The 20,201-nt window shown below is 69.4% G+C and carries 21 protein-coding genes and 2 pseudogenes; 16 read left to right on the top strand and 7 right to left on the bottom strand.

The annotated features are described in order from the left end of the window. Positions 1–204: 204 nt before the first annotated feature. Positions 205–1,140, top strand: coding sequence for an ACP S-malonyltransferase (fabD, locus tag CLG85_RS08680; protein WP_260348716.1), 936 nt, complete (start codon positions 205–207; stop codon positions 1,138–1,140). A gap of 133 nt (positions 1,141–1,273) precedes the next feature. Here the strand turns inward: fabD and CLG85_RS08675 are convergent, their stop codons facing one another. The 3 genes from CLG85_RS08675 to CLG85_RS27365 form a co-directional block, all read right to left on the bottom strand. Beyond that, entirely contained in the window at positions 1,274–1,690 is a 417-nt protein-coding gene (locus tag CLG85_RS08675; protein WP_095883141.1) for an NUDIX hydrolase, read from the bottom strand. 98 nt (positions 1,691–1,788) lie between these two features. Next, a complete protein-coding gene (locus tag CLG85_RS08670; RefSeq protein WP_095883142.1) occupies positions 1,789–2,847 on the bottom strand; it encodes a dipeptidase in 1,059 nt (352 codons plus the stop codon). A 32-nt stretch (positions 2,848–2,879) separates the two neighbouring features. Next, positions 2,880–3,521: a hypothetical protein gene (locus CLG85_RS27365; RefSeq protein ID WP_311734974.1), complete on the bottom strand. Its 642-nt coding sequence runs from the start codon at positions 3,519–3,521 to the stop codon at positions 2,880–2,882. Between the two features lie 59 nt (positions 3,522–3,580). Here CLG85_RS27365 and CLG85_RS27360 point away from each other — a divergent pair, with 59 nt between their 5' ends. The 7 genes from CLG85_RS27360 (at position 3,581) to CLG85_RS08640 (ending at position 9,257) form a co-directional block, all read left to right on the top strand. Further along, a complete protein-coding gene (locus CLG85_RS27360; protein WP_311734973.1) occupies positions 3,581–3,850 on the top strand; it encodes a hypothetical protein in 270 nt (89 codons plus the stop codon). Continuing rightward, the gene (locus tag CLG85_RS27355; RefSeq protein WP_311734972.1) at positions 3,772–4,332 is read left to right on the top strand and encodes a hypothetical protein; all 561 of its coding nucleotides are present in this window, start codon (positions 3,772–3,774) and stop codon (positions 4,330–4,332) included. Before CLG85_RS27360 ends, CLG85_RS27355 begins: the two co-directional genes overlap by 79 nt. Positions 4,333–4,578: 246 nt before the next feature. After that, on the top strand, positions 4,579–5,397 hold the full coding sequence (gene phnC, locus CLG85_RS08660) for a phosphonate ABC transporter ATP-binding protein (protein WP_095883143.1): 819 nt from the start codon (positions 4,579–4,581) through the stop codon (positions 5,395–5,397). 48 nt (positions 5,398–5,445) lie between these two features. Further along, the gene (phnD, locus tag CLG85_RS08655) at positions 5,446–6,345 is read left to right on the top strand and encodes a phosphonate ABC transporter substrate-binding protein (protein ID WP_095883144.1); all 900 of its coding nucleotides are present in this window, start codon (positions 5,446–5,448) and stop codon (positions 6,343–6,345) included. A gap of 100 nt (positions 6,346–6,445) precedes the next feature. Continuing rightward, positions 6,446–7,312, top strand: a complete 867-nt coding sequence (gene phnE, locus CLG85_RS08650; RefSeq protein ID WP_095883145.1) for a phosphonate ABC transporter, permease protein PhnE — start codon at positions 6,446–6,448, stop codon at positions 7,310–7,312. 1 nt (position 7,313) lies between these two features. Further along, positions 7,314–8,624 carry a phosphonate ABC transporter, permease protein PhnE gene (gene phnE, locus CLG85_RS08645; RefSeq protein WP_095883146.1) on the top strand — a complete coding sequence of 437 codons (1,311 nt, stop codon included), beginning with the start codon at positions 7,314–7,316 and terminating at the stop codon, positions 8,622–8,624. Continuing rightward, positions 8,625–9,257 carry an LbetaH domain-containing protein gene (locus CLG85_RS08640; RefSeq protein ID WP_095883147.1) on the top strand — a complete coding sequence of 211 codons (633 nt, stop codon included), beginning with the start codon at positions 8,625–8,627 and terminating at the stop codon, positions 9,255–9,257. A gap of 50 nt (positions 9,258–9,307) precedes the next feature. On the opposite strand, the gene CLG85_RS08635 is transcribed toward CLG85_RS08640, so the two are convergent. The 4 genes from CLG85_RS08635 to phnF form a co-directional block, all read right to left on the bottom strand. Then, the gene (locus CLG85_RS08635) at positions 9,308–11,593 is read right to left on the bottom strand and encodes a methyl-accepting chemotaxis protein (protein ID WP_260348715.1); all 2,286 of its coding nucleotides are present in this window, start codon (positions 11,591–11,593) and stop codon (positions 9,308–9,310) included. Positions 11,594–11,694: 101 nt separating this feature from the next. After that, on the bottom strand, positions 11,695–12,612 hold the full coding sequence (locus CLG85_RS08630) for a substrate-binding domain-containing protein (RefSeq protein WP_095884281.1): 918 nt from the start codon (positions 12,610–12,612) through the stop codon (positions 11,695–11,697). Between the two features lie 155 nt (positions 12,613–12,767). Beyond that, positions 12,768–13,949, bottom strand: a complete 1,182-nt coding sequence (locus CLG85_RS08625) for an alpha-D-ribose 1-methylphosphonate 5-triphosphate diphosphatase (protein WP_095884279.1) — start codon at positions 13,947–13,949, stop codon at positions 12,768–12,770. Between the two features lie 90 nt (positions 13,950–14,039). Further along, positions 14,040–14,768, bottom strand: a complete 729-nt coding sequence (phnF, locus tag CLG85_RS08620; protein WP_095884280.1) for a phosphonate metabolism transcriptional regulator PhnF — start codon at positions 14,766–14,768, stop codon at positions 14,040–14,042. 114 nt (positions 14,769–14,882) lie between these two features. Here phnF and phnG point away from each other — a divergent pair. The 8 genes and pseudogenes from phnG to CLG85_RS08580 form a co-directional block, all read left to right on the top strand. Further along, a pseudogene (gene phnG, locus CLG85_RS08615) lies at positions 14,883–15,326 on the top strand (phosphonate C-P lyase system protein PhnG); the annotation flags it as partial. Next, complete coding sequence (phnH, locus tag CLG85_RS08610; protein ID WP_311734978.1) at positions 15,315–15,914, top strand: phosphonate C-P lyase system protein PhnH; 600 nt, start codon at positions 15,315–15,317, stop codon at positions 15,912–15,914. The pseudogene phnG and the gene phnH, both read left to right, overlap by 12 nt. Next, the gene (locus CLG85_RS08605) at positions 15,914–17,005 is read left to right on the top strand and encodes a carbon-phosphorus lyase complex subunit (protein WP_260348714.1); all 1,092 of its coding nucleotides are present in this window, start codon (positions 15,914–15,916) and stop codon (positions 17,003–17,005) included. Before phnH ends, CLG85_RS08605 begins: the two co-directional genes overlap by 1 nt. Then, a complete protein-coding gene (locus CLG85_RS08600; RefSeq protein ID WP_095884061.1) occupies positions 17,002–17,406 on the top strand; it encodes a hypothetical protein in 405 nt (134 codons plus the stop codon). Before CLG85_RS08605 ends, CLG85_RS08600 begins: the two co-directional genes overlap by 4 nt. Beyond that, a complete protein-coding gene (locus CLG85_RS08595; protein ID WP_095884062.1) occupies positions 17,403–18,272 on the top strand; it encodes an alpha-D-ribose 1-methylphosphonate 5-phosphate C-P-lyase PhnJ in 870 nt (289 codons plus the stop codon). The genes CLG85_RS08600 and CLG85_RS08595 overlap by 4 nt, the downstream gene beginning before the upstream one ends. Continuing rightward, complete coding sequence (gene phnK / locus CLG85_RS08590) at positions 18,269–19,039, top strand: phosphonate C-P lyase system protein PhnK (protein ID WP_095884063.1); 771 nt, start codon at positions 18,269–18,271, stop codon at positions 19,037–19,039. Before CLG85_RS08595 ends, phnK begins: the two co-directional genes overlap by 4 nt. A 64-nt stretch (positions 19,040–19,103) precedes the next feature. Beyond that, the gene (gene phnL / locus CLG85_RS08585; RefSeq protein ID WP_260348712.1) at positions 19,104–19,787 is read left to right on the top strand and encodes a phosphonate C-P lyase system protein PhnL; all 684 of its coding nucleotides are present in this window, start codon (positions 19,104–19,106) and stop codon (positions 19,785–19,787) included. Positions 19,788–19,991: 204 nt separating this feature from the next. Continuing rightward, positions 19,992–20,201, top strand: a pseudogene (locus CLG85_RS08580) (phosphonate metabolism protein/1,5-bisphosphokinase (PRPP-forming) PhnN); the annotation flags it as partial.

Genomic DNA, 20,201 nt, shown 5'->3' with positions numbered 1-20,201 from the left:
GCTGACAAAGGTGGTGTCATCGGCGTGGGTCGGCTTTCTGTCCTGCGTGACCGCCCCGGGGGCGCTGCCCCCGTCCGCTGCCGCGGACTCCCCCGGGATATTGGGACCTGGAAGAAGGGGCCGAAGCACCGGGCGTTGCGCGGGCGGCCGCTTGGGAGTAGGACTGCGCGCCAAAGCGCGGACAGAGCCTTAGGAGAGACGATCATGACGCGAGCTTTCATTTTCCCCGGTCAGGGGGCGCAGACCATCGGCATGGGCAAGGCGCTCGCCGAGGCCTACCCGGCGGCGAAAGCCGTGTTCGACGAGGTGGACGCGGCGCTGGGCGAGAACCTCTCGTCGCTGATCTGGGAGGGCGACATCGAAACGCTCACTCTCACCGAGAATGCGCAACCGGCGCTGATGGCGACCTCGCTGGCCGCCATGCGCGCGCTCGAGGCCGAGGGCATCGAGATCGGCGCGGCGAGCTTCGTCGCCGGCCATTCGCTGGGGGAATACTCGGCGCTGACCGCCGCCGGCGCGCTGAGCGTCGGGGATGCCGCCAAGCTGCTGCGCACCCGTGGCAAGGCCATGCAGGCTGCCGTGCCGGTCGGCGAGGGCGCCATGGCGGCGCTGCTGGGCCTCGATCTCGCCGGCGCCCGCGCCGTGGCCGAGGAGGCCGCGCAGGGCGAGGTCTGCGCCGCGGCGAATGACAATGACCCGTCGCAGGTGGTGATCTCGGGCAGCAAGGCCGCGGTCGAGCGGGCGCTCGACATCGCCAAGGCGAAGGGCGCCAAGCGCGCGCTGCTGCTGCCGGTGAGCGCCCCCTTCCACTGCGCCCTGATGGCCCCGGCCGCCGAGGTCATGGCCGAGGCGCTGGAGCGGGTCGAGATCACCGCGCCGAGCGTGCCGCTGGTCGCCAACGTGATCGCCGAGGCCGTCACCGATCCCGCCCGCATCCGCGCACTTCTGGTCGAGCAGGTGACCGGCTCGGTCCGCTGGCGCGAGTCGGTGGAATACATGGTCGCGCAGGGCGTCACCGAGTTCTGGGAGATCGGTGCGGGCAAGGCGCTCTCGGGCATGGTCAAGCGCATCGAGCGCAGCGCCGCCCTGCGCAACGTCGGCGCTCCGGAAGATGTGACCGCAGCCCTCGAAGCGGTCTGACCGCCCGCCACATCGGCACATCCTGCAAGGGCAGGGGGGCTCGCGCTCCCCTGCCTTTCTTCTAGGTCCCAATATCCCTGCCGGAGGCGGCCTGTCCGCTGTCACCCCGGGGACGGCGCCGGGGCTCTGCGCCTCACCGTGTCCCGGTCATGCGGGCAAGCCGGGCGACATCCCGGCTCAGCGGAAGGTCGTCCAGCCCCGCGAGCGGCACCCAGCGCACCTCGAGCGCATCGTCACCCGCTCTTGGCTCTCCCTCGGCGTCTTCGCAGCGCAGCGCGATCAGGATGTAGTGGTGGCGCAGCTGCCCCTGCTCCTCGTCCAGCACATCGAGCGCGGTGATCGGCTCGCAGGCGCGCGCCGTGATGCCGGTCTCTTCCAGCAGCTCCCGCTCGGTCGCCTGCGCGAGCGTCTCGCCGCGCTCGACCTTGCCCCCGGGAAATCCCCAGAGACCGGCGTCGGGCGGGTTTGCCCGGCGCACCAGCAGCACCGCGTCGCCGCGGTGGAGAACGGCCAGAACGGCGGGGGTCGGGATACTCGGGGATTCAGGCATGGCTCGGCCTCTGGTTTGGGTGGACGACGGCAGGAGATCGCGCGGCGGGCGCCGGATTCCCCTCGGCGACGTTCAAAAGAGACGAAGGCCGGCGCGGCTTATTCGCCCCAGGTCTTGCGAAGCACCCGCAGCCAGTTGCCGAAGCAGAGCTTTTCCATCAGCGCGGCATCGATGCCATGGGCGGTCATCGCGGCGCGCAGGTTCGGCAGGCCGGCGACATCGGCGATGCCCTCAGGCACCGTCGCGCCGTCGAAGTCCGAGCCAAAGCCGACACGGTCCTCGCCGAGCTTGCCGATCAGGTGGTCGAGATGGCGCAGCACCACGTCGAGGCCGCAGTCGCTGCCCATCCGCCCGTCCTCGCGCAGGAAGGCGGTGGCGAAGTTGATGCCGACCATGCCGTCGCTCTCGGCGATCATCGCCAGTTGCCGGTCGGTGAGGTTGCGGGCGTGAGTGGTCACCGCGTGGGCGTTGGAATGGGTTGCGACCAGCGGCGCGTCGGAGAGCGCGGCGACATCGTCCATTCCCTTCTCGTTGAGGTGCGACAGGTCGATCATCACCTTGAGCGCGTTGCATTCCCTGACCAGCCGCTTGCCGGCCTCGGTGAGGCCCTCGCCGGTGTCGGGCGTCGAGGGATAGCGGAAGGGCACGCCGTTGCCGAAGATCGTCGGGCGCGACCAGACCGGACCCAACGAGCGCAGCCCGCGGGCATGGAGCGCGTGCAGCTCCTCGAGATCGGGGCCGATCGCCTCGGCGCCCTCGAGGTGCAGCACGGCGGCCATCTTCGGCCCGCCGAGCGCGGCCTCGATTTCGGCGGCGGTGGTGCAGGGGGTGATGGCACCGGCGGCGGCCAGCGCCTCGAAGGCCTCGACCCCGCGCCAGGTGGTTTCGAGCGCCTCGGGCTGGGGGATCATCTCGGGCAGCGGCAGGTCGTACTGCGGGCGGCTCATCGCCTCCATGTCGTCGCCGGGCTTGGCCGGGCTCGGCACGAAGATCGCGAAGAAGCCGCCGCCGAAGCCGCCCTTCCGGGCGCGCGGCAGGTCGATGTGGCCGCTGCCAAGGCCGTTGGTCACGCCGCTCGCGGTGACCGCCCCGCCAAGCAGACGCAGCAGGAGATCGTTGTGGCCGTCGAAGATGGGCGGGGTGGTGGCATGCGTCATGAGAGGACTTTCGATGGTGCGGAGGGCGGGGGTCAGTTGAACAGGTAGCCGAGGATGAGCACCCAGGCCGAGAGAAGGATAAGCAGGCACAGCATGTAGCCGCCGTTCCAGCGCAGGCCGACGTGGCGGGCACTGACGTTGCCGAAGCTGCCGATCAGCAGCGTCGTGGCGGTGAAGGGCGAGCTGACGCCGCCGAGCGCCCAGCCGGCGGTGATCGCGACGACGATGACCTCGGGCGGCACGCCGAGTTGGTCCGCATGCGGCACCAGCGGCGCGATCAGGGTGACCGCGAGGATCGGGTTCATGCCGAGCTGGCCAAGAAGTGGGATGATCCAGACGAAGCTGACCAGCACCAGCGCGGGTGGCAGGTCCTCGGGGTGGAAGCCCGAGGCCTTGACCAGCGGCGCCAGCAGCGGCGCGCCGACGGTGCCGATGAAACCGGCCATCATCAGCAGGGTGACCTCGCCGCGGTAGGCGGGCAGCTCGCGGAAGACGAAGTCGGCGGCTCGGCTGCGCAGTGGGGCGCCGCCGCCACGCTTCTGCAGGAGCACCCAGCAGGTGGCCATGAGCGGGACGACGAGCAGGACGATGGCGATGATCCGCAGCCCGGTCAGCGATTGCAGGATCAGCACCGAGACTCCGAGCAGGCCGAGCAGCACGAGCAGCGGGCTCATCAGCGCCCAGCTGCCGTCGGGTGCGGCGCGCGGCGCGGGGGGGGTGCGAGAGCCTCGGCTTGAAGATCGTGTCGAGCGCCCAGCCGGTCAGGGTGATCAGTGCCGAGGTGCCGAGTGCGGGCAGCACCACCGAGCCCCAGCTGGTGCCGGGAATCAGCGCGGTGGTGATGGCGACCGAAAAGGACATGGGCGACCAGGGCAACGAGGCGACGAAGCCGCGCTGGATCGCCAGCAGCATGCGGCGGGTCCGGTGGCTGCGGATCTCGGCGTCGGGCTCGTCCTGGGCAGCGGCGGTGGCAAGGCTGCCGAGCAGCGCGATGGCGCCGTAGTTCAGGAGCAGCGAGAAGGCCTGTCCGCCCAGGGTCAGCGCGATATAGCGCCGCCCCGGCGGCTGCAGCGCGAGGAAGTTGCCGGCGGCGCGGATCGATGGCGCCTGCTGCGCGGCGCTGCGCAACGTGGCGAGCGCGGCGAAGAAGGCGGCAATGAAGGCGGCGGACTGGAAGGCGTTGAGCAACACCGTCTGCCACTCGGGCACCCGCCAGATCAATGCGAGGCCGAGCAGCACCGCCATCGCGACGAAGAGCCGTCGTCCCGGCGCGACCTGCAGCGTCAGCAGCCCCACCAGCAGCGTGACCGCGGGCACGACCAGCAGATCGAGCCGGCCGGCGAGATGCCATTCCTGGACGACGACGAGGCAGGTGATCAGCACCATCAGCAGGCCGGTCAGGCGGGTGAGGGGCGTGGGGGTCACGGGCAGGCTCGTGGGCACGGTGCGGATTCCAGTCTCGTGCGGGCTTTTGTCCGGACATAGACCACCCTTGCCGGCGGAGGGCAATGCCCCGGGGTCAGCGCAGCGGTGGGGGATCGGCTCTCAAAGGGGGGCACCCGGGGCGTTATGCGCGGAATTCAGGCGCAGGGGCCGCGCGCGGGCGTGGATCCGGCAATCCAGCCGCCCTGTCACGAAAGCTTCACCGAAATGACACGCCGCCGAATCCCGGGCGTCACAGCCTCGATACGGTTCGGGGCGAGACACCGTTTCGGACAGACAGGGGAAACCATGCTCACCGTCGAGAACCTGACGAAGCGCTTCGGCGCGAACACCGCCGTGGACAGGGCGAGCTTTACGGTCGAGCGTCCGATGATGATCGGCATCATCGGACGCTCGGGCGCCGGCAAGTCGACCTTCCTGCGGATGATGAACCGCCTCACCGACGCCACCGAGGGCAAGCTGGTCTTCGAAGGGCGCGACGTGCTGCAACTCAAGGGCAGCGAGAAGCGCCTCTGGCAGTCCGACTGCGCGATGATCTTCCAGCAGTTCAACCTCGTGCCGCGCATGGACGTGGTGTCGAACGTGCTGCACGGAACGCTCGCGCGGCGGGGCACGCTGGCCACGATGTTCAACCTCTACCCGCGCGAAGACATCCATCGCGCCATCGACATTCTCGAGAGGCTCGGCATCGCGGCCCATGCGGCCAAGCGCGCCGAGGCGCTCTCGGGCGGCCAGCAGCAGCGCGTCGCCATCGCCCGGGCGCTGATGCAGGACCCCAAGGTGGTGCTCGCCGACGAGCCGATCGCATCGCTCGATCCGATGAACGCGCAGCTGGTGATGGACGACCTGCGCCGCATCCACGACGAGGACGGCCGCATGGTCATCGCCAACCTGCACACGCTGGATACCGCGCGGCGCTACTGCGACCGGGTCATCGGCATGCGCGCCGGGCGGATCGTCTTCGACGGCACCCCGGCGCAGCTCACCACGGGTGTGGCACGCGACATCTACGGGGCCGGCGCCGATTTTTCGGAGAATGCCACCTCCACCGAAATCCGTGACCCCGTGGCCACGGCAGTCATTCGGGCCGCGGAAGTCGCGGTCTGATCACCCGGACCCATCGGGACGGGTCCAAATCCACATGAGGGACAGAAGATGAAGAAACTGATCGCAGCCGCTCTGGCCAGCACCGTGCTCGTGGGCGCCGCCCAGGCGCAGGAGATCACCGAATTTCGCCTCGGCATCCTCGGCGGCGAGAACGCCCAGGACCGCATGACCTCGAACCAGTGCTTCGCCGAGAAGATCGCTGAAGCCCTCGGCGTCGAGGTGAAGGTCTTCACCCCTGCCGACTACAACGGCGTGATGCAGGGCCTGCTGGGCGGCACCATCGACGCGGCCTGGATGGGCGCCTCCTCCTACGCCGGCACCTATATCGCCGACCCCGAGGCGGTCGAGCCGGTCCTCGTCAAGCAGAACCTCGACGGCTCGATCGGCTACTACTCGATCGGGTTTGCCCGCGCCGACAGCGGCATCACCTCGCTCGACGACCTCAAGGGCAAGAAGTTCGGCTTCGGCGATCCGAACTCGACCTCGGGCTACCTGATCCCCTCGATCGAGATCGCGGCAGCCGGCTACGACATGACCCCGGGCACCTACTTCGGCGACGTCGTCTTCACCGGCGGCCACGAGCAGACCATCGTCGCGGTCAACAACGGTGACGTCGATGGCGGCGTGACCTGGGCCGACGGCCAGGGCAACTGGGAAGACGGCTACAACTCGGGCGCGCTGCGCAAGGCCGTGGACGCCGGCCTCGTCGACATGAACGAGCTGGTGCAGATCTGGCAGTCGAACATCATCCCCGAAGGCCCCTTCGTGATCCGCAAGGCGCTGCCGAAGGACGTCAAGGATGCCGTCACCGAGCTGACCGCCAACCTTTGGGAAGAAGACCCCGAGTGCGCCTACGGCGTCGCGGCGGGCGATGCCAAGGACTTCATCCCGGTGACCCACGCCGAATACGAGTCGATCGTCGCGGCACGCCGCTCGAAGATCAACTGATCGCCAGGCCCAAGGGGACCCCGCCGCCGCGCGGGGTCCTTTTCGTTTCCCGGATGCGCGGGCGGCACGCGCCGCCCGCATCCTCCCGCAGGACTTCTTGATGACCCAGACCCCGGACGCCCCGCATGATCCGCGCGGCCACTACATGGCCCTGATGGCGCAAAGACGCCTCTATGGCGGGCTCACCCTTGGCCTTTTTGCCCTGCTGATGATCTCCGGCTTCATGCTGGCGGATTCGCGCAACGCCGGCGGCTTCTGGAGCGGCCTGCCGCAGGTTTTTGACTTCCCCGCCGACGTGATCGCCGACACGCTGCCCAAGCTCGACCGGCTGCCCGGACACCTGGTGCGCTACTTCCCGGCGCTGCTCGAGACCATCAACATCGCCGCGGTTTCGACACTGCTTGGCGCCGCCGGGGCGATCGTGCTGTCGCTGCTTTCGACGCGGGGCCTGGCGCGCTGGCCGCGGCTGATCGCGGTCTTCCGCCGTTTCATGGACATCTTGCGTGCCGTGCCCGAGATCGTCGTGGCGCTGGTGCTGATCTTCGTGCTCGGCGGCGGGCCGGTGCCTGCCATGCTGGCCATCGCGCTGCACACCGCTGGCGCGCTCGGCAAGCTCTTCTCCGAGGTCAACGAGAACGCCGACCTCAAGCCCGTCGAGGGGCTGTCGTCGGTTGGCGCTACCTGGTTGCAGCGCATGTGGCTGGGCGTGGTACCGCAGGTCTCGCCCAACTACTTCAGCTACGCGCTGCTGCGCTTCGAGATCAACATCCGTGCCTCGGCCATCCTCGGCTTCGTCGGGGCGGGAGGCATCGGCTATGAGCTGCGCAATGCCATGGCCTGGGGGAAGGGCCGCTTCGACGAGGCGGCGGCGATCTTCCTGCTGCTTTTCCTGACCATCATCGTCTTCGACCAGCTTTCGAGCCATGTGAGGGGGGCCATGATCTCCTCCAAGAAGGGAGGTTTCTGAGATGGCCGACGCCGCGCTCTACGCCTCTGCCGAACGGGTCTTCCGCCGCAAGAGGATCCTTGCTTTCGGCCTGCCCGCCGTGATCCTCCTGTACCTGGCCTATGTCTTCTTCGCCTTCGACCTGCCGGGGCTGGCCGAGCGAGCGCGCTGGGATAATGCCCGCACACTGCTCGCCGACACCTGGAGCTACAAGACCCATGTCACCCGCGACAATCGCAGCGGCGGTGTCGCGGTCGCCATCGAGGGCGAGCGCAAGGGCGAATACCCCGAGGGCACCGCGCCCGACTGGGTGCACCCGCAGGAGGGTGGTGCCGTCCGCGTCGCTCTGAAAGGCGGGCAGGAGGTGCTGCTGCTGCCCGGCAACGGGTTCCGCTGGGATGTGCCCGGTTTTGGCCTGATCGAGGCCCGCCTCGAGGGGCGCGACATTGTCAGCAACCTGCCCGAAAAGGGCCTGCCGGAGTGGATCTCTGCCTCTTCCTCGCGGCTGCAGGTGACCGCAGATGGCGCGCGCGTGTCGCTGACCCGCGCCAAGACCGAGCTCTTCCGCTACTTCCCGGGCTGGGAGCTGTTCTTCTTCACACTGGACAGTCCCTACCACGGCCACGGGCTGGGCGAGATTCTCTTCGGCGCACGGATCGATCCCGCGCGCGGCAACCTCGCAGGCACCTGGCAGGACTTCTGGGGCAACGCCATGTGGCGCCACGCCGACGTCGCCTGGGCGCTTTTCGAGACCCTCCTCATGGCCTTCCTCGGCACCATGGGCGCGGCGCTTGTCGCGCTGCCGCTGGCCTTCCTGTCGGCGAAGAATTTCGCGCCGCTGATGGCACTGCGCTTCGCCGCCCGGCGGGTCTTCGACTTCCTGCGCGGGGTGGACGGGCTGATCTGGACCATCGTGCTCAGCCGCGCCTTCGGGCCGGGGCCGATGACCGGGGCGCTGGCGATCCTGCTCACCGACACCGGCTCCTTCGGCAAGCTCTTCTCGGAGGCGCTGGAGAATGTCGACGGCAAGCAGATCGAGGGCATCGCCTCGACCGGGGCCAGGCCGATCCAGCGCTACCGCTTCGGGGTGATCCCGCAGGTCGTGCCGGTGCTGGTGAGCCAGGTGCTCTATTTCCTGGAATCCAACACCCGCTCGGCGACCATCATAGGCGCGATCACCGGCGGCGGCATCGGGCTGCTGCTGACCCAGGCGATGATCACCCAGAAGGATTGGGAAGAGGTGACCTATTACATCATCCTCGTGATCCTCATGGTCATGGCCATGGACAGCGTCTCGGGCTGGCTGCGCCGCAAACTCATCAAGGGGCTCTGAATGCCGCGTCTTGGACCTGATCCCTTCCTCCATCCCGACTGCGAGATCGCCGCGACCGAGCTCGGCGCCTACGTCGAGATCGGTCGCGGCTCGCGCTTGTACCGGGTTGAGCTGGGCGACTACTCCTACTGCGACCGTTACGCCGATCTGGCAAATGTCACCGTCGGCAAGTTCGCCAATATCGCCAGCTTCACCCGCATCGGGCCGACCGACCACCCGATGGGCAACGCGTCGCTGCACCATTTCCTCTACCGGTCCGAGGATTACTGGGAGGGCACCGGCCGCGACGAAGACTTCTTCGCCGCCCGCCACGCGCGCCGCGCCTGCATCGGCCATGACACCTGGATCGGTCACGGCGCCGTGGTGCGCCCCGAGGTGACCATCGGGCACGGTGCCGTGGTCGCCTCCTCGGCGGTGGTGACCAAGGATGTCGCCCCCTACACCATCGTCGCCGGGGTGCCCGCGCAGCCGCTGCGCGCGCGCTTCGCGCCGGATCTGGCCGAGCGGATGATGGCGCTGGCCTGGTGGGACTGGCCACATGAGGTGCTGCACGCGCGGCTGGCGGATTTCCGGGCGATGCCGGCGGAGGAATTCCTCGAGAAATACGAGACAGCGAGCGCCGAACCCGCCTGATCGGGCTGGGCGAAGGGCGCCTGTCCGTGCCTGCGCGGGAGCGGGCGGCCTCATGCCGAGGCTGCGTGCCGGGATGCCGCCTTCTCGGTGGCGGTGTCCCCGGCCGTCCAGCTTTCGGCGCGGCTGCCGAGGGTGAAGCGGCCGACGTTCTGCCGCAGCCCCTGCGCCGCGCTGCGCAGGTCCGAGCTGGCGGCTGAGGTCTGCTCGAACATCGCCGCGTTCTTCTGGGTGGTCATGTCGAGCTCGCTCACCGCGCTGTTGAGCTCCGACAGGCCGGTGGATTGCTCGCGCGCCGAGTCGGCGATGGCGGTGACCCGGTCGGCGATGGTGCGGATCGAGTCGATGATCTCCTTCAGAGCACCGCCAGTGCGCCCGACCAATCGCACCCCGTCCTGCACGTGATCGGACGAGGCGGTGATCTGCGTGTTGATCTCGCGCGCCGCCTCGGAGCAGCGCTGCGCCAGCATCCGGAACTCGGAAGCGACGACCGCGAACCCCAGGCCCGCGTCTCCGGCCCGCGCCGCCTCGACCCCGGCGTTCAGGGCAAGCAGGTTGGTCTGGAAGGCGATGTCGTCGATCACCTTGATATTTCCGGAAATTCTCTGGAACGAGGCCTCGATCACAGCGATCGCCTCGATGGTTTCCCGGACCACCTCGCCGCTGGCCTGCGCATCCTCGCGCGCCTTGCCGACGATGCTGTCGACCTCGGCGGCGTTCTTCGCCGCCTCCGAGACCGAGGCGGTGAGCTGGTCGAGCGCGGCGGCGGTCTCTTCGACCGTGGCGGCCTGGCGTTCGGTGCGCTGGCCCAGTTCCTCCGAGGCCTGGGCGATGTGATCGACGTCGTGGTTGATCGCCTCGGCGCTTTGCGACACGTCGATCATCGCCTGCTGCAGCCGGTCCGTGGCGCGGTTGAAATCATTGCGCAGGCGTTCGTAATCCTCGGGGAAGCCCTGCGCGATGGTGCTGCCGAGATCACCCTCGGCGAGCCGGGAGAGGGCGGTCTGCAACGCCTCCACCACCGAGGCCTGCGCGCTCTGCATCTCGGCGCGGGTGCTGGCGCCGGACTGCAGGTCGTCCCGGCTCTGGCGCAGGTCGCGGCGCAGCGCATCGAGGGCACAGGCGATGCGGCCGATCTCGTCGCCGCGCTTCTGCGCCGGGATTTCACCGTCATAATGACCCGCTGCGACCTCGCCCACGGCCGCGGTGAGCCGTCCCAGCGGGCGGGCGATGTTGCGCGCCGCGAGCACCGCCACCAGCAGGGCGACGATGAGCGCGGGCACGGCGGCGCGGATCAGCTTGCCCAGCATGGCACGCGGCCCGGCGGCGATCACCTCGGAGGGCTCCGCGGCGAGCAGCGCCCAGGTGGTGCCGCCGGGCGCATCCGGCGGGCCGAGGCGGACCGGCTGGAAGGCGGCGAGGCTCTCTCCATCGGGCAGGGCAAGCTCGGTGACGCCGCTCTCGCCGGAGAGCGCGGCGGTGATCGCCGGATTGTCCGGCGCCGCGTCGCCGAGCGCGCCGGTCTCTTCGGAGAGGCTGCCGGTGCCGCGCGGGGTTTGGTCCTGCCCGATGAGCGCGATGCGGGTGGTGGCGGTGAGCGCCGATGGCATGGCGAGAATTGCGCTGACGTCCGCCTCGTCGAGCTCGAAGACAAGCGCGGCGGTCACGTCACCCCATTCATTCGTCAGCGGCGACGCAAGGAAGCCGGCGACCCGCCCGTCGAGCGCAGGCTCCGCGGCGAAATCGCCGAAACCGAACTCTGTACCCTCGGCAAGCGCGGCACGGACCGCGCTGCCAAGCGCACCGCCCGTCTCGCCGAGGCTCGTGGCGAAATTTTCCTGCTTGCGGACCGAGTAGATCACCTCGCCCGCGGCAGAGACGATGAGCAGGTCGCGCAGATGCAACGCCTCGACATCGTTGCGGAATGCGGCATGGAATTTCTTGTGGAAGAGCGAATACGCGGTGGTGTCAGTCGCCTCCTCCATGGTGTCGCGGGCCTCGGGCGGATTGGGGTTCTCATCGATGTAGTGGAGGCGCAGGTAGTCGTTCGCCTCGGGGCCGAGGCTCTCGTAGGTGCTGAGGAAACTGCTTGCGGCCTCGATCGTGTGGGCTTGCTTCGCAATGTCGCCGAGCGCCTCGAGCTTGTCGTCGAACCAATCTTCGAGCAGCGCGGCGCGGGTGTCACGTACGGCGGCGAGGCGGAAGCTCACCTCCTGCATCAGTTGCGCGAGCGACACCTCGTACGAAATGGCTCCGGCGACGCCGAGGCAGCCCATAGCGATGGCGATGATCAGGAGGGGCAGTTTGAGAGCGACCGAGAGGCTGCGCAGGCGGGACATGGCGGGTTCCTGTTGCTGCTGGCGGGGATCGGGCGGCACCCGCCGGTGAGGTCTTTCAACCACGAAAGGCTGAACAAGCGCCTAACCGGCGCGGCTCTGGGTCAGTCGCCCAGGACGAAGGGGGCCGTCATGCGCCCGGCAGCGCCGGCATCGATCAGCAGGCAGTCGAAGAACTGGACCTCGCGCTTTTCGCGGGGCTTGCCGGTGCGGATGTAGTGATCTGCCTGGCGCACGGCCTCCTCGGCGAAGATGGCGACGGGTTGCAGCACCGTGTAGGCGAGCTCTCCCGCGATCACCGCCGCCACCGCATCCGGCGAGCCATCGAAGCCGCCCACAGTCACCGCATCGAGACGCCCCGCCTCTTTCAGCGCGGCCACGGCGCCGAGCGCCATCTCGTCGTTGCCGGCGATCACCCCGGTGATCTGCGGGTGGCTGGCCAGGAGCTTGCGGGTCTCCTCGTAGGCGAGTGTGCGATTCCAGTCCGCGGCGGCTGCTGCGGCCTGTTGCAGCCCGTCCGCCGTGCCGAGAACGTTGGCAAAGCCCCTGGACCGGATGGCGGCGTTGGGATCGGCAGCGGCACCGAGCAGTTCCAGGTAGCTGCCCGTCCCGCCCATGGCCTGCAGCCAGTGGCTCGCGCCGAGTTCCGCCCCCTGCGCGTTGTTCGACAGGAGCTGCGCCACTGCGAGACCGGGCATCGCCAGCCCCGCGTTGACGATGAAGACGGGAATGCCCGCGGCCTTGGCCCGCCTGACCGCCTCGGCGGAGCCGGTGGCGTCGGCGGGGTCGAGGATGATGGCATCGACACCGGCGGCGATGGCGCTGTCGACATGGGTGCCCTCGATCAGCGGATTGCCTTCGTGCGCGGCGACGACGGCCTTGTAGCCGAGCTCGGTCGCTGTGGCCTTTGCGACCTCGCCCTCGGCGGCCCAATAGGGGTTCTCGGGGTCGTTGACGATGATGCTGATCCGACCCTCGGCCCGGGCCTGCGCGGCGGCGAAGAGCAGCGTCAGCAGGAGCATCAGCGCGCGCAGGGGATGCAACCTGCGAGGGAGAGGGGGGGCGGGGCATCGGCAAGGTCTCCTGTCTCCGGCGCGGGAACGCGTGCCGGGGTCTTACGACAGGAGAGTTGAACAACCGCTTAAGGCCGCTGGCGGCCCGAACCCGCCGGCAGGCGCTACTCGGCGGCCAGGCGCCGGCTCTGCATCGTCGAGACCAGCTGGGCGCCCGCCTCGCCGGCGAGATAGGTCAGCCGGCCGCCGCATACTGTCGCCTCGATGGCGCGGCTCTCGGCGTTCACGACCACGAAGTCGGCGCGCTTGCCGTGATCGAGGCTGCCACGGTCGACCAGCCCCATAATCTGGGCCGGGGTGGTGGAGATCATCGCCCAGGCTTCGGGCAGCGTCTTGAGCCCCTTGTCGAGCAGCGTCCAGGCGGCCTCGGCGAGGCAGGGATAGTGGTAGTCCGAAACCAGCGCGTCGCAGAGCCCGTCGGCAATCAGGTGCTGCGCCGAGACATTGCCCGCCTGGCTGCGGCCGCGCACCACGTTGGGCGCCCCCATGAGCACCGGGTCGTCAAAGGCGCGGGCGAGCTTGGCGGCGCTGACAGTGGTCGGGAACTCGGCGATGCGGGCGCCGATCAGGCGGTAGTATTCGCGGGTGTCGCCGTCGGGGTCGTCGTGGCTGCCATAGCGGATGTCATGGGCGTCGAAGCTCTCGGCCAGCGCGCAGAGGTGGCGCGGGACATCGCGCGAGCGGGCACGGGCCTCCTGCAGCCGGGCGACGAAGGTCTGCGGCGTCTCGCCGGCGCGTTCGGCCCAGAGCGCGAGCCTGTGCGGATCGCGGTCGGCAACCTCGAGCGCCTCGGGCAGGTGATCGTTGAACACCACGTAATCGACCCCATGCGCGAGGATCGCGGCGAGCATGCGCGCGCGGGTGTCGGGCATGTGGGTCTCGCAGCGGATTTGCAGGCGCAGGTCGGTATGGGCCTGCGGGCGGTAGGCGGCGAGGGCGGCCATCACCTTTTCGGCGAACTCCGGTCCGCGCATGCCGCCTTCCCAGCTCCAACATTGCGCGAGCCAGGCGGTGGTGACGCCATGGGCGGCGGCCTCGCGGTCTGTCCAGCGCAGACCCGCGAGGATCGGGAAGGGGGCGGAGGGGCGCGGCGCGATGTGCCGTTCGAAGGCATCGCCGTGCAGGTCGATGATGCCGGGCAGGATCAGGTGGCCCGAGAGGTCGACCTCGGGCAAAGGTCCCTTGCTGATCACGCCGTCCTCGATCACCAGCGAGCGCTTCTGCATCTCGCCGTCGCGCAGGAGGGTTGCGCCGGTGAGGCGCAGGGGAGGGAGTAGGGCCGTCATGTCTGTCACCCGCCGTGGCTGCTCTGGGGTTTCAGGCGGTTCTACCCCTGGTCTGTGTCATGGACGTGACGGGGGACGTGACGTGGGGTGTTACTTTGCGGGGCCGGTATCCTCGTGGTTGATCGTCAGCGCCACGCGATCGCCCGCGAACCAGGTGTGGCCCTGTTCCACCGGCGCGCCGTCGGGGCCCAGGTTGATCGAGGTCGAACGCAGCAGCGGCTCGCCCTCGCGCAGGTTCAGGTGCAGCGCCTGTGTGGCCGAGGCGGGCTCGGCGGTGAGCCTTGTCTGCGCGCGGGTGTAGTCGGTGATGCCATGGCGGCGCAGAGCTTCGGTGACCGAGTTCACCTCGCGCAGGGTCTCGTCGAGGTCAGGAAGGCGGGCAATCGGGAAGAGCGAGACGAAATGCGCCATCGGCACGCCGCCGGCCAGCGAAATGCCCTCGAGCACCAACACCGCCTCGCCGGGGGCAAGCTGCAACGCCTCGGCCTCGGCCTCGTCGGCGGGGCGGGTCTCCATGCGCAGCTGGCGGCGGTCGGGCAGGCGACCCGAGGCGCGGACGTTCTGGCTGAACCGGGTCCGCCCGCCGATCGGGTAATCCATCGGGGCCATGCGCACGAAGACCCCGGCGCCGCGCCGCGAATGGGTGAGGCCGCGGTCGCCGAGATCCTTGAGCGCGTGGCGCACCGTGTGGCGGTTGACGCCGAAGCGTGTGGCCAGTTCGGCCTCGGTCGGCAGCTTGTCGCCGGGACGGTAATGGCCGCGCGAGATCTCGCCTTCGAGGGTTGTGGCAATGGCGTGCCAGACGGGGGAGCGGGGCATGGTGGAACCTCTGTCACCGAAACTTCACGCAATGAGCCCTTGCCCGACTCGGGCGCTGCGGCGTATCACATGTCTAGTTGTATAGTTATCTAGACAAATCGGCAAGGTGTCCAGATGGAAACTCCAGAACAGGAAATCGCCGCGCGGCAGGGCTGGATGGGCCTTCTGGCCCGCGCCCCGGCGGAGCGGCTGGAAGCGCTGCTCGCGGGGGCGGCGCTACCCGGCTTCGACTGGCTGCGCGTGCCCGAGACCGGCGGCGTCATGGTGCGTGGCCGCATGGGCGGCACCGGCGCGCCGTTCAACCTCGGCGAGATGACCGTGACGCGCTGCGCACTGCGGCTGGAGAGCGGCGAGGTGGGCCATGCCCATGTGCAGGGGCGGGGCCGCGCCCATGCCGAGCGCGCTGCATTGGTCGACGCGCTGATGCAGGGCCCGCGGGCAGGCGAAATGCAGGCCAGCGTGCTGGCGCCGCTCGCTGACGAGGAAACGGCGCGGCGCGACGCGCGGGCGGCGCGGGCCGCAGCGACGAAGGTGGACTTCTTCACCATGGTGCGGGGGGGAGTGACGATGGCGGATATAATGACGGGCGACGCGCTGACGGGCGGCTTTGCCGACGCCCCGGTGCAGGCGGCGCGGGCCTTCCGCGCGGCGCTGGAGGCCATGGCGCGTCCGGGCCGGATCGAAACGGTGGAGGGCGCCGAGGCGCCGGGGATTTCGACGGCGGCGGCGGTGCTGCTGCTGACGCTCTGCGACCGCGAGACGCCGATCCACCTTGCGTCCGGTTGCGACGGCGAGGCGCTGAAACGCTGGATCGCCTTCCACATCGGCGCGCCGGTGGTTGTGGCGGAAGAGGCGATGTTCGCCCTCGGCGGCTGGGAGGCGCTGAAGCCGCTGGACCGCTACCGGATCGGCACCGCCGAATACCCCGACCGCTCGGTCACGCTGATCGTCGAGGTTGCGGCGCTGGAGAGCGCCGGCATGAAGCTCACCGGCCCGGGCATCGCGACCGAGGCGGCGCTGAGCCTGCCCGAGGTCGAGGCCTTCGCCCATAATGCCCGGCGCTTCCCGCTCGGCTGGGATTGCTACTTCACCGCGCAGGACAGGCTGGCGGCGCTGCCGCGGACAACCACAGTGGAGGCGCTCTGATGTATGTGGCTGTGAAAGGCGGCGAGCGCGCGATCGACGCGGCGCATGAGTGGCTGGCCGAGGAGCGGCGCGGCGATGCGTCCGTTCCCGAACTCACCGTGCCGCAGATCCGCGAGCAGATGGCGCTCGCCGTGAACCGGGTGATGGCCGAGGGCTCGCTCTACGATCCCGACCTCGCGGCGCTGGCGATCAAGCAGGCGCGCGGCGATCTGATCGAGGCGATCTTCCTGATCCGTGCCTACCGCACGACCCTGCCGCGGCTCGGCCATTCCGCGCCGGTGGACACCACCGCGATGCGCTGTGACCGCCGCATCAGCGCGACCTTCAAGGACGTGCCCGGCGGGCAGGTGCTGGGGCCGACCTTCGACTACACGCACCGGTTGCTGGACTTCGCACTTGAAGCCGAGGGCGAGGCGCCGCGGGCCCGCGAGGCCGAGCCGCGCCGCGAGCCGACGCCGCGGGTGACGGAGTTTCTCAACAAGGACGGGCTGATCCAGGACGAGCCGCGCAGCGATGGCACGCCGCCCGACATGACCCGCGAGCCGATGGAATACCCTGCCGGCCGGCCGCTGCGGCTGCAGGCGCTGACCCGCGGCGACGAGGGCTTCGTGCTGGGCATGGCCTATTCCACCCAGCGCGGCTACGGCCGCAACCACCCCTTCGTCGGCGAGCTGCGCATCGGCGCGGTCGAGGTCGAGATTGAGGTGCCGGAACTGGGCTTCTCCGTCTGCATCGGCGAGCTGACGCTCACCGAATGCGAGACCGTCAACCAGTTCGCCGGCTCCAAGCTTGAGCCCGCGCAGTTCACCCGCGGTTACGGGCTGGTCTTTGGCCAGACCGAACGCAAGGCGATCTCGATGGCGCTGGTCGACCGGGCGCTGCGCTGGCAGGAGCTCGGCGAGGAGAACCTCGGCGCCCCGGCGCAGGACGAAGAGTTCGTTCTGGCCCATTCCGACAATATTCAGGGGACAGGCTTCCTCGAACATATCAAGCTGCCGCACTACGTCGACTTCCAGTCCGAGCTGGAACTGGTCCGCAAGATGCGGGCAGAGGCGATGGGCACAGCAAAATTCAAGGAGGCTGCGGAATGAGCAAGGGTTATCACGGGGCGAAACTGCCCGAACTGCCGAAGGGTCAGGACTGGTACTGCGCGTTGGTCGAGGTGGTCCGCATGCCGGGCACGCCCTGTCCCTTCTTCGGTGACGACGAGGGAGAGGTCGACGAGGACGCGGCGCTGGCGGTGCTGTGGATCTGCCTCTCGGCCAATTCCCCGGCCGAGGTCGAGGTGCAGCTCTCTGAACATGTCGCGGAATGCGGCGGCGTGGCCAGCAGCATCGAGGACGTGCGGCGGATCTCGGCCCCCTCGGACCTGCCGCTCGACGAGGATGGTGCGGTCGACGAGGGGCTGCTGGAAGCCTTCAGCGACCCCGAGCTGGGCGACGAGATCGTCTGGGGTGAAATCTATCTCTTCGGCGAGGAGCCAGAGTCATGACCGATCAGGCCTACAACTTCGCCTATCTCGACGAGCAGACCAAGCGGATGATCCGCCGGGCGCTGCTCAAGGCGCTGGCGGTGCCGGGCTATCAGGTGCCCTTCGCCAGCCGCGAGATGCCGATGCCCTACGGCTGGGGAACGGGAGGCGTGCAGGTGACTGCCGCCTGCCTCACCCCCGAGGACCGGCTCAAGGTCATCGACCAGGGCGCCGATGACACCACCAACGCCGTCTCGATCCGCAAGTTCTTCGAGCGCACCGCCGAGGTGGAAACCACCGAGCACACCGCCGAGGCGACGGTGATCCAGACCCGCCACCGCATCCCCGAGCAGCCGCTCGGGGAAGGGCAGATCCTGGTCTACCAGGTGCCGATCCCCGAGCCGCTGCGTTTCCTGGAGCCGCGCGAGACCGAGACCCGCAAGATGCACGCGCTGGAAGAATACGGGCTGATGCACGTCAAGCTCTACGAGGACATCGCCCATAACGGCGCGATTTCGACGGCATACGCCTACCCGGTGAAGGTCGAGGGGCGCTACGTGATGGACCCCTCGCCGATCCCCAAGTTCGACAACCCCAAGCTCGAAAGCGCGGCAATCCAGCTCTTCGGCGCGGGCCGCGAGCAGCGCATCTACGCGCTGCCGCCACATACCAAGGTGGTCAGCCTCGATTTCGAGGACCACCCGTTCGAGCCCAGCAAGGCCGATCACGACTGCGATCTCTGCGGCTGCGGCACGAGCTATCTCGACGAGGTGATCACCGACGACGCGGGCGGGCGGATGTTCGTCTGCTCCGATACAGACTTCTGCGCCTCGCGGCAGGCCCAGGGCCATCGCGGCGCGCTCTCCCCGCAGGAGGAACACGCATGACCCCGCTGCTCTCCGTCCAGGGCGTTACCAAGCATTACGGCGCGCGGCTCGGCTGCGGCGACGTTAATTTCGACCTCTGGCCCGGCGAGGTCATGGGCATCGTCGGCGAGAGCGGCTCGGGCAAGTCAACCCTGCTGTCGTGCCTGTCGGGCCAGCTGGCCCCCGACGCGGGCAAGGTGGTCTTCGACACCCGCGCCGATGGCCCGCGCGACGTGCTCACCATGTCCGAGCCCGAGCGGCGGATGCTGGCGCGCACCGACTGGGCTTTCGTGCATCAGAACGCCCGCGACGGGCTGCGCATGGGCGTCTCGGCGGGCGGCAACGTCGGCGAGCGGCTGATGGCCGTGGGTGCGCGCAACTACGCCGATATCCGGGCGCAGGCGATCGACTGGCTGGGCCGGGTGGAAATCTCCGAGGACCGGGTCGACGACCGTCCGCGCGCCTTCTCGGGCGGCATGCAGCAGCGCCTGCAGATCGCCCGCAACCTCGTCACCGGGCCGCGGCTGGTGTTCATGGACGAACCCACCGGCGGTCTCGACGTCTCGGTGCAGGCGCGCCTTCTGGACCTGCTGCGCGGGCTGGTGCGCGAGATGGGCCTCTCGGCGGTGATCGTCACGCACGACCTCGCGGTGGTGCGGCTGCTGGCCGACCGGCTGATGGTGATGAAGGGCGGGCGCGTCGTCGAGACCGGGCTCACCGACCAGGTGCTCGACGATCCGCAGCATGGCTACACGCAGCTGCTGGTGTCGAGCGTGCTGCAGGTATGACCGGCGTGGCGCCCGTGGGGCGGGCGGGATTTGCGTATTTGGAAAGAGAAGAAGGACAGGGGCGATGATCCGGATCTCGGACGTGTCGAAGAGCTTCGTGCTGCACAACCAGGGCAGCGCGGTGATCCCGGTGATGGAGGGCGCGTCGCTTTCCGTGGCGCCCGGGGAATGCGTGGCGCTGGTGGGCAATTCCGGCGCGGGCAAGTCCACGCTGATGCGGATGATCTACGGCAATTACCTTGCCGGGGCCGGGCGCATCATGGTCGGCGATGTGGATGTGGCGCGGGCCGAACCGCGCGAGATCCTGACGCTGCGCCGCGAGGTGCTGGGCTATGTCAGCCAGTTCCTGCGCGTGGTGCCGCGGGTGCCGACGCTGGAGGTGGTGGCCGAGCCGGTGCTGGCGGCGGGCGGCAGTGCCGCCGAGGGGGAGGCGCGGGCGCGCGAGCTGCTGGCGCGGCTCAACATCCCCGAGCGGCTCTGGAGCCTTTCGCCCACCACCTTCTCGGGCGGCGAGCAGCAGCGCGTCAATATCGCGCGCGGCTTCGCCCATGGCTTCCCGGCGCTGCTGCTCGACGAGCCGACCGCCTCGCTCGACGCCACCAACCGCGCGGTCGTTCTGGAGCTGATCGAGGAGGCCAAGGCGCGCGGCGCCGCGATCATCGGCATCTTCCACGACGCCGAGGCGCGCGAGGCGGTCTGCGACCGCGAGATCGATGTCAGCGGCTTCACCCCGGCGCGGGCGGCATGAGCGGAGCCGAGAAAAGGGCGCCGGTCTTCGCCCTTGTCGGCCCCTCGGGGGTGGGCAAGGACAGCCTGCTCGCCAAGGCCGCGGTGCAGGTGCCCGGGCTGCATGTGGTGCAGCGCGTCGTCACCCGCGCGCCGGAGGCCGGCGGCGAGCCCTGCCTTGCCGTCTCGGAGGAGGTCTTCGCGGACATGCTGGAGGAGGGGGCCTTTGCCCTGCACTGGGGGGGCGCACGGGCTGCGCTACGGCATCCGCTGGTCCGAGCTGGCGCCGCGCGTGGCAGGCCGCCCGGTGGTTTTCAACGGCTCCCGCGGGGCGCTCGAGCAGGCGGCGCGGGTGCTGCCCGAGCTCGAGGTGCTGCATGTGACCGCGCGTCCCGAGGTGCTGGCGGATCGGCTGGCGGCGCGGGGGGCGCGAGAG

This window comes from Alloyangia mangrovi (genome assembly GCF_002300555.2).
GTDB classification, from domain to species: Bacteria; Pseudomonadota; Alphaproteobacteria; order Rhodobacterales; family Rhodobacteraceae; genus Salipiger; species Salipiger mangrovi.
Note: the sequence above shows the minus strand (reverse complement) of the source record. Positions and strands in the feature narration are given on the sequence as shown.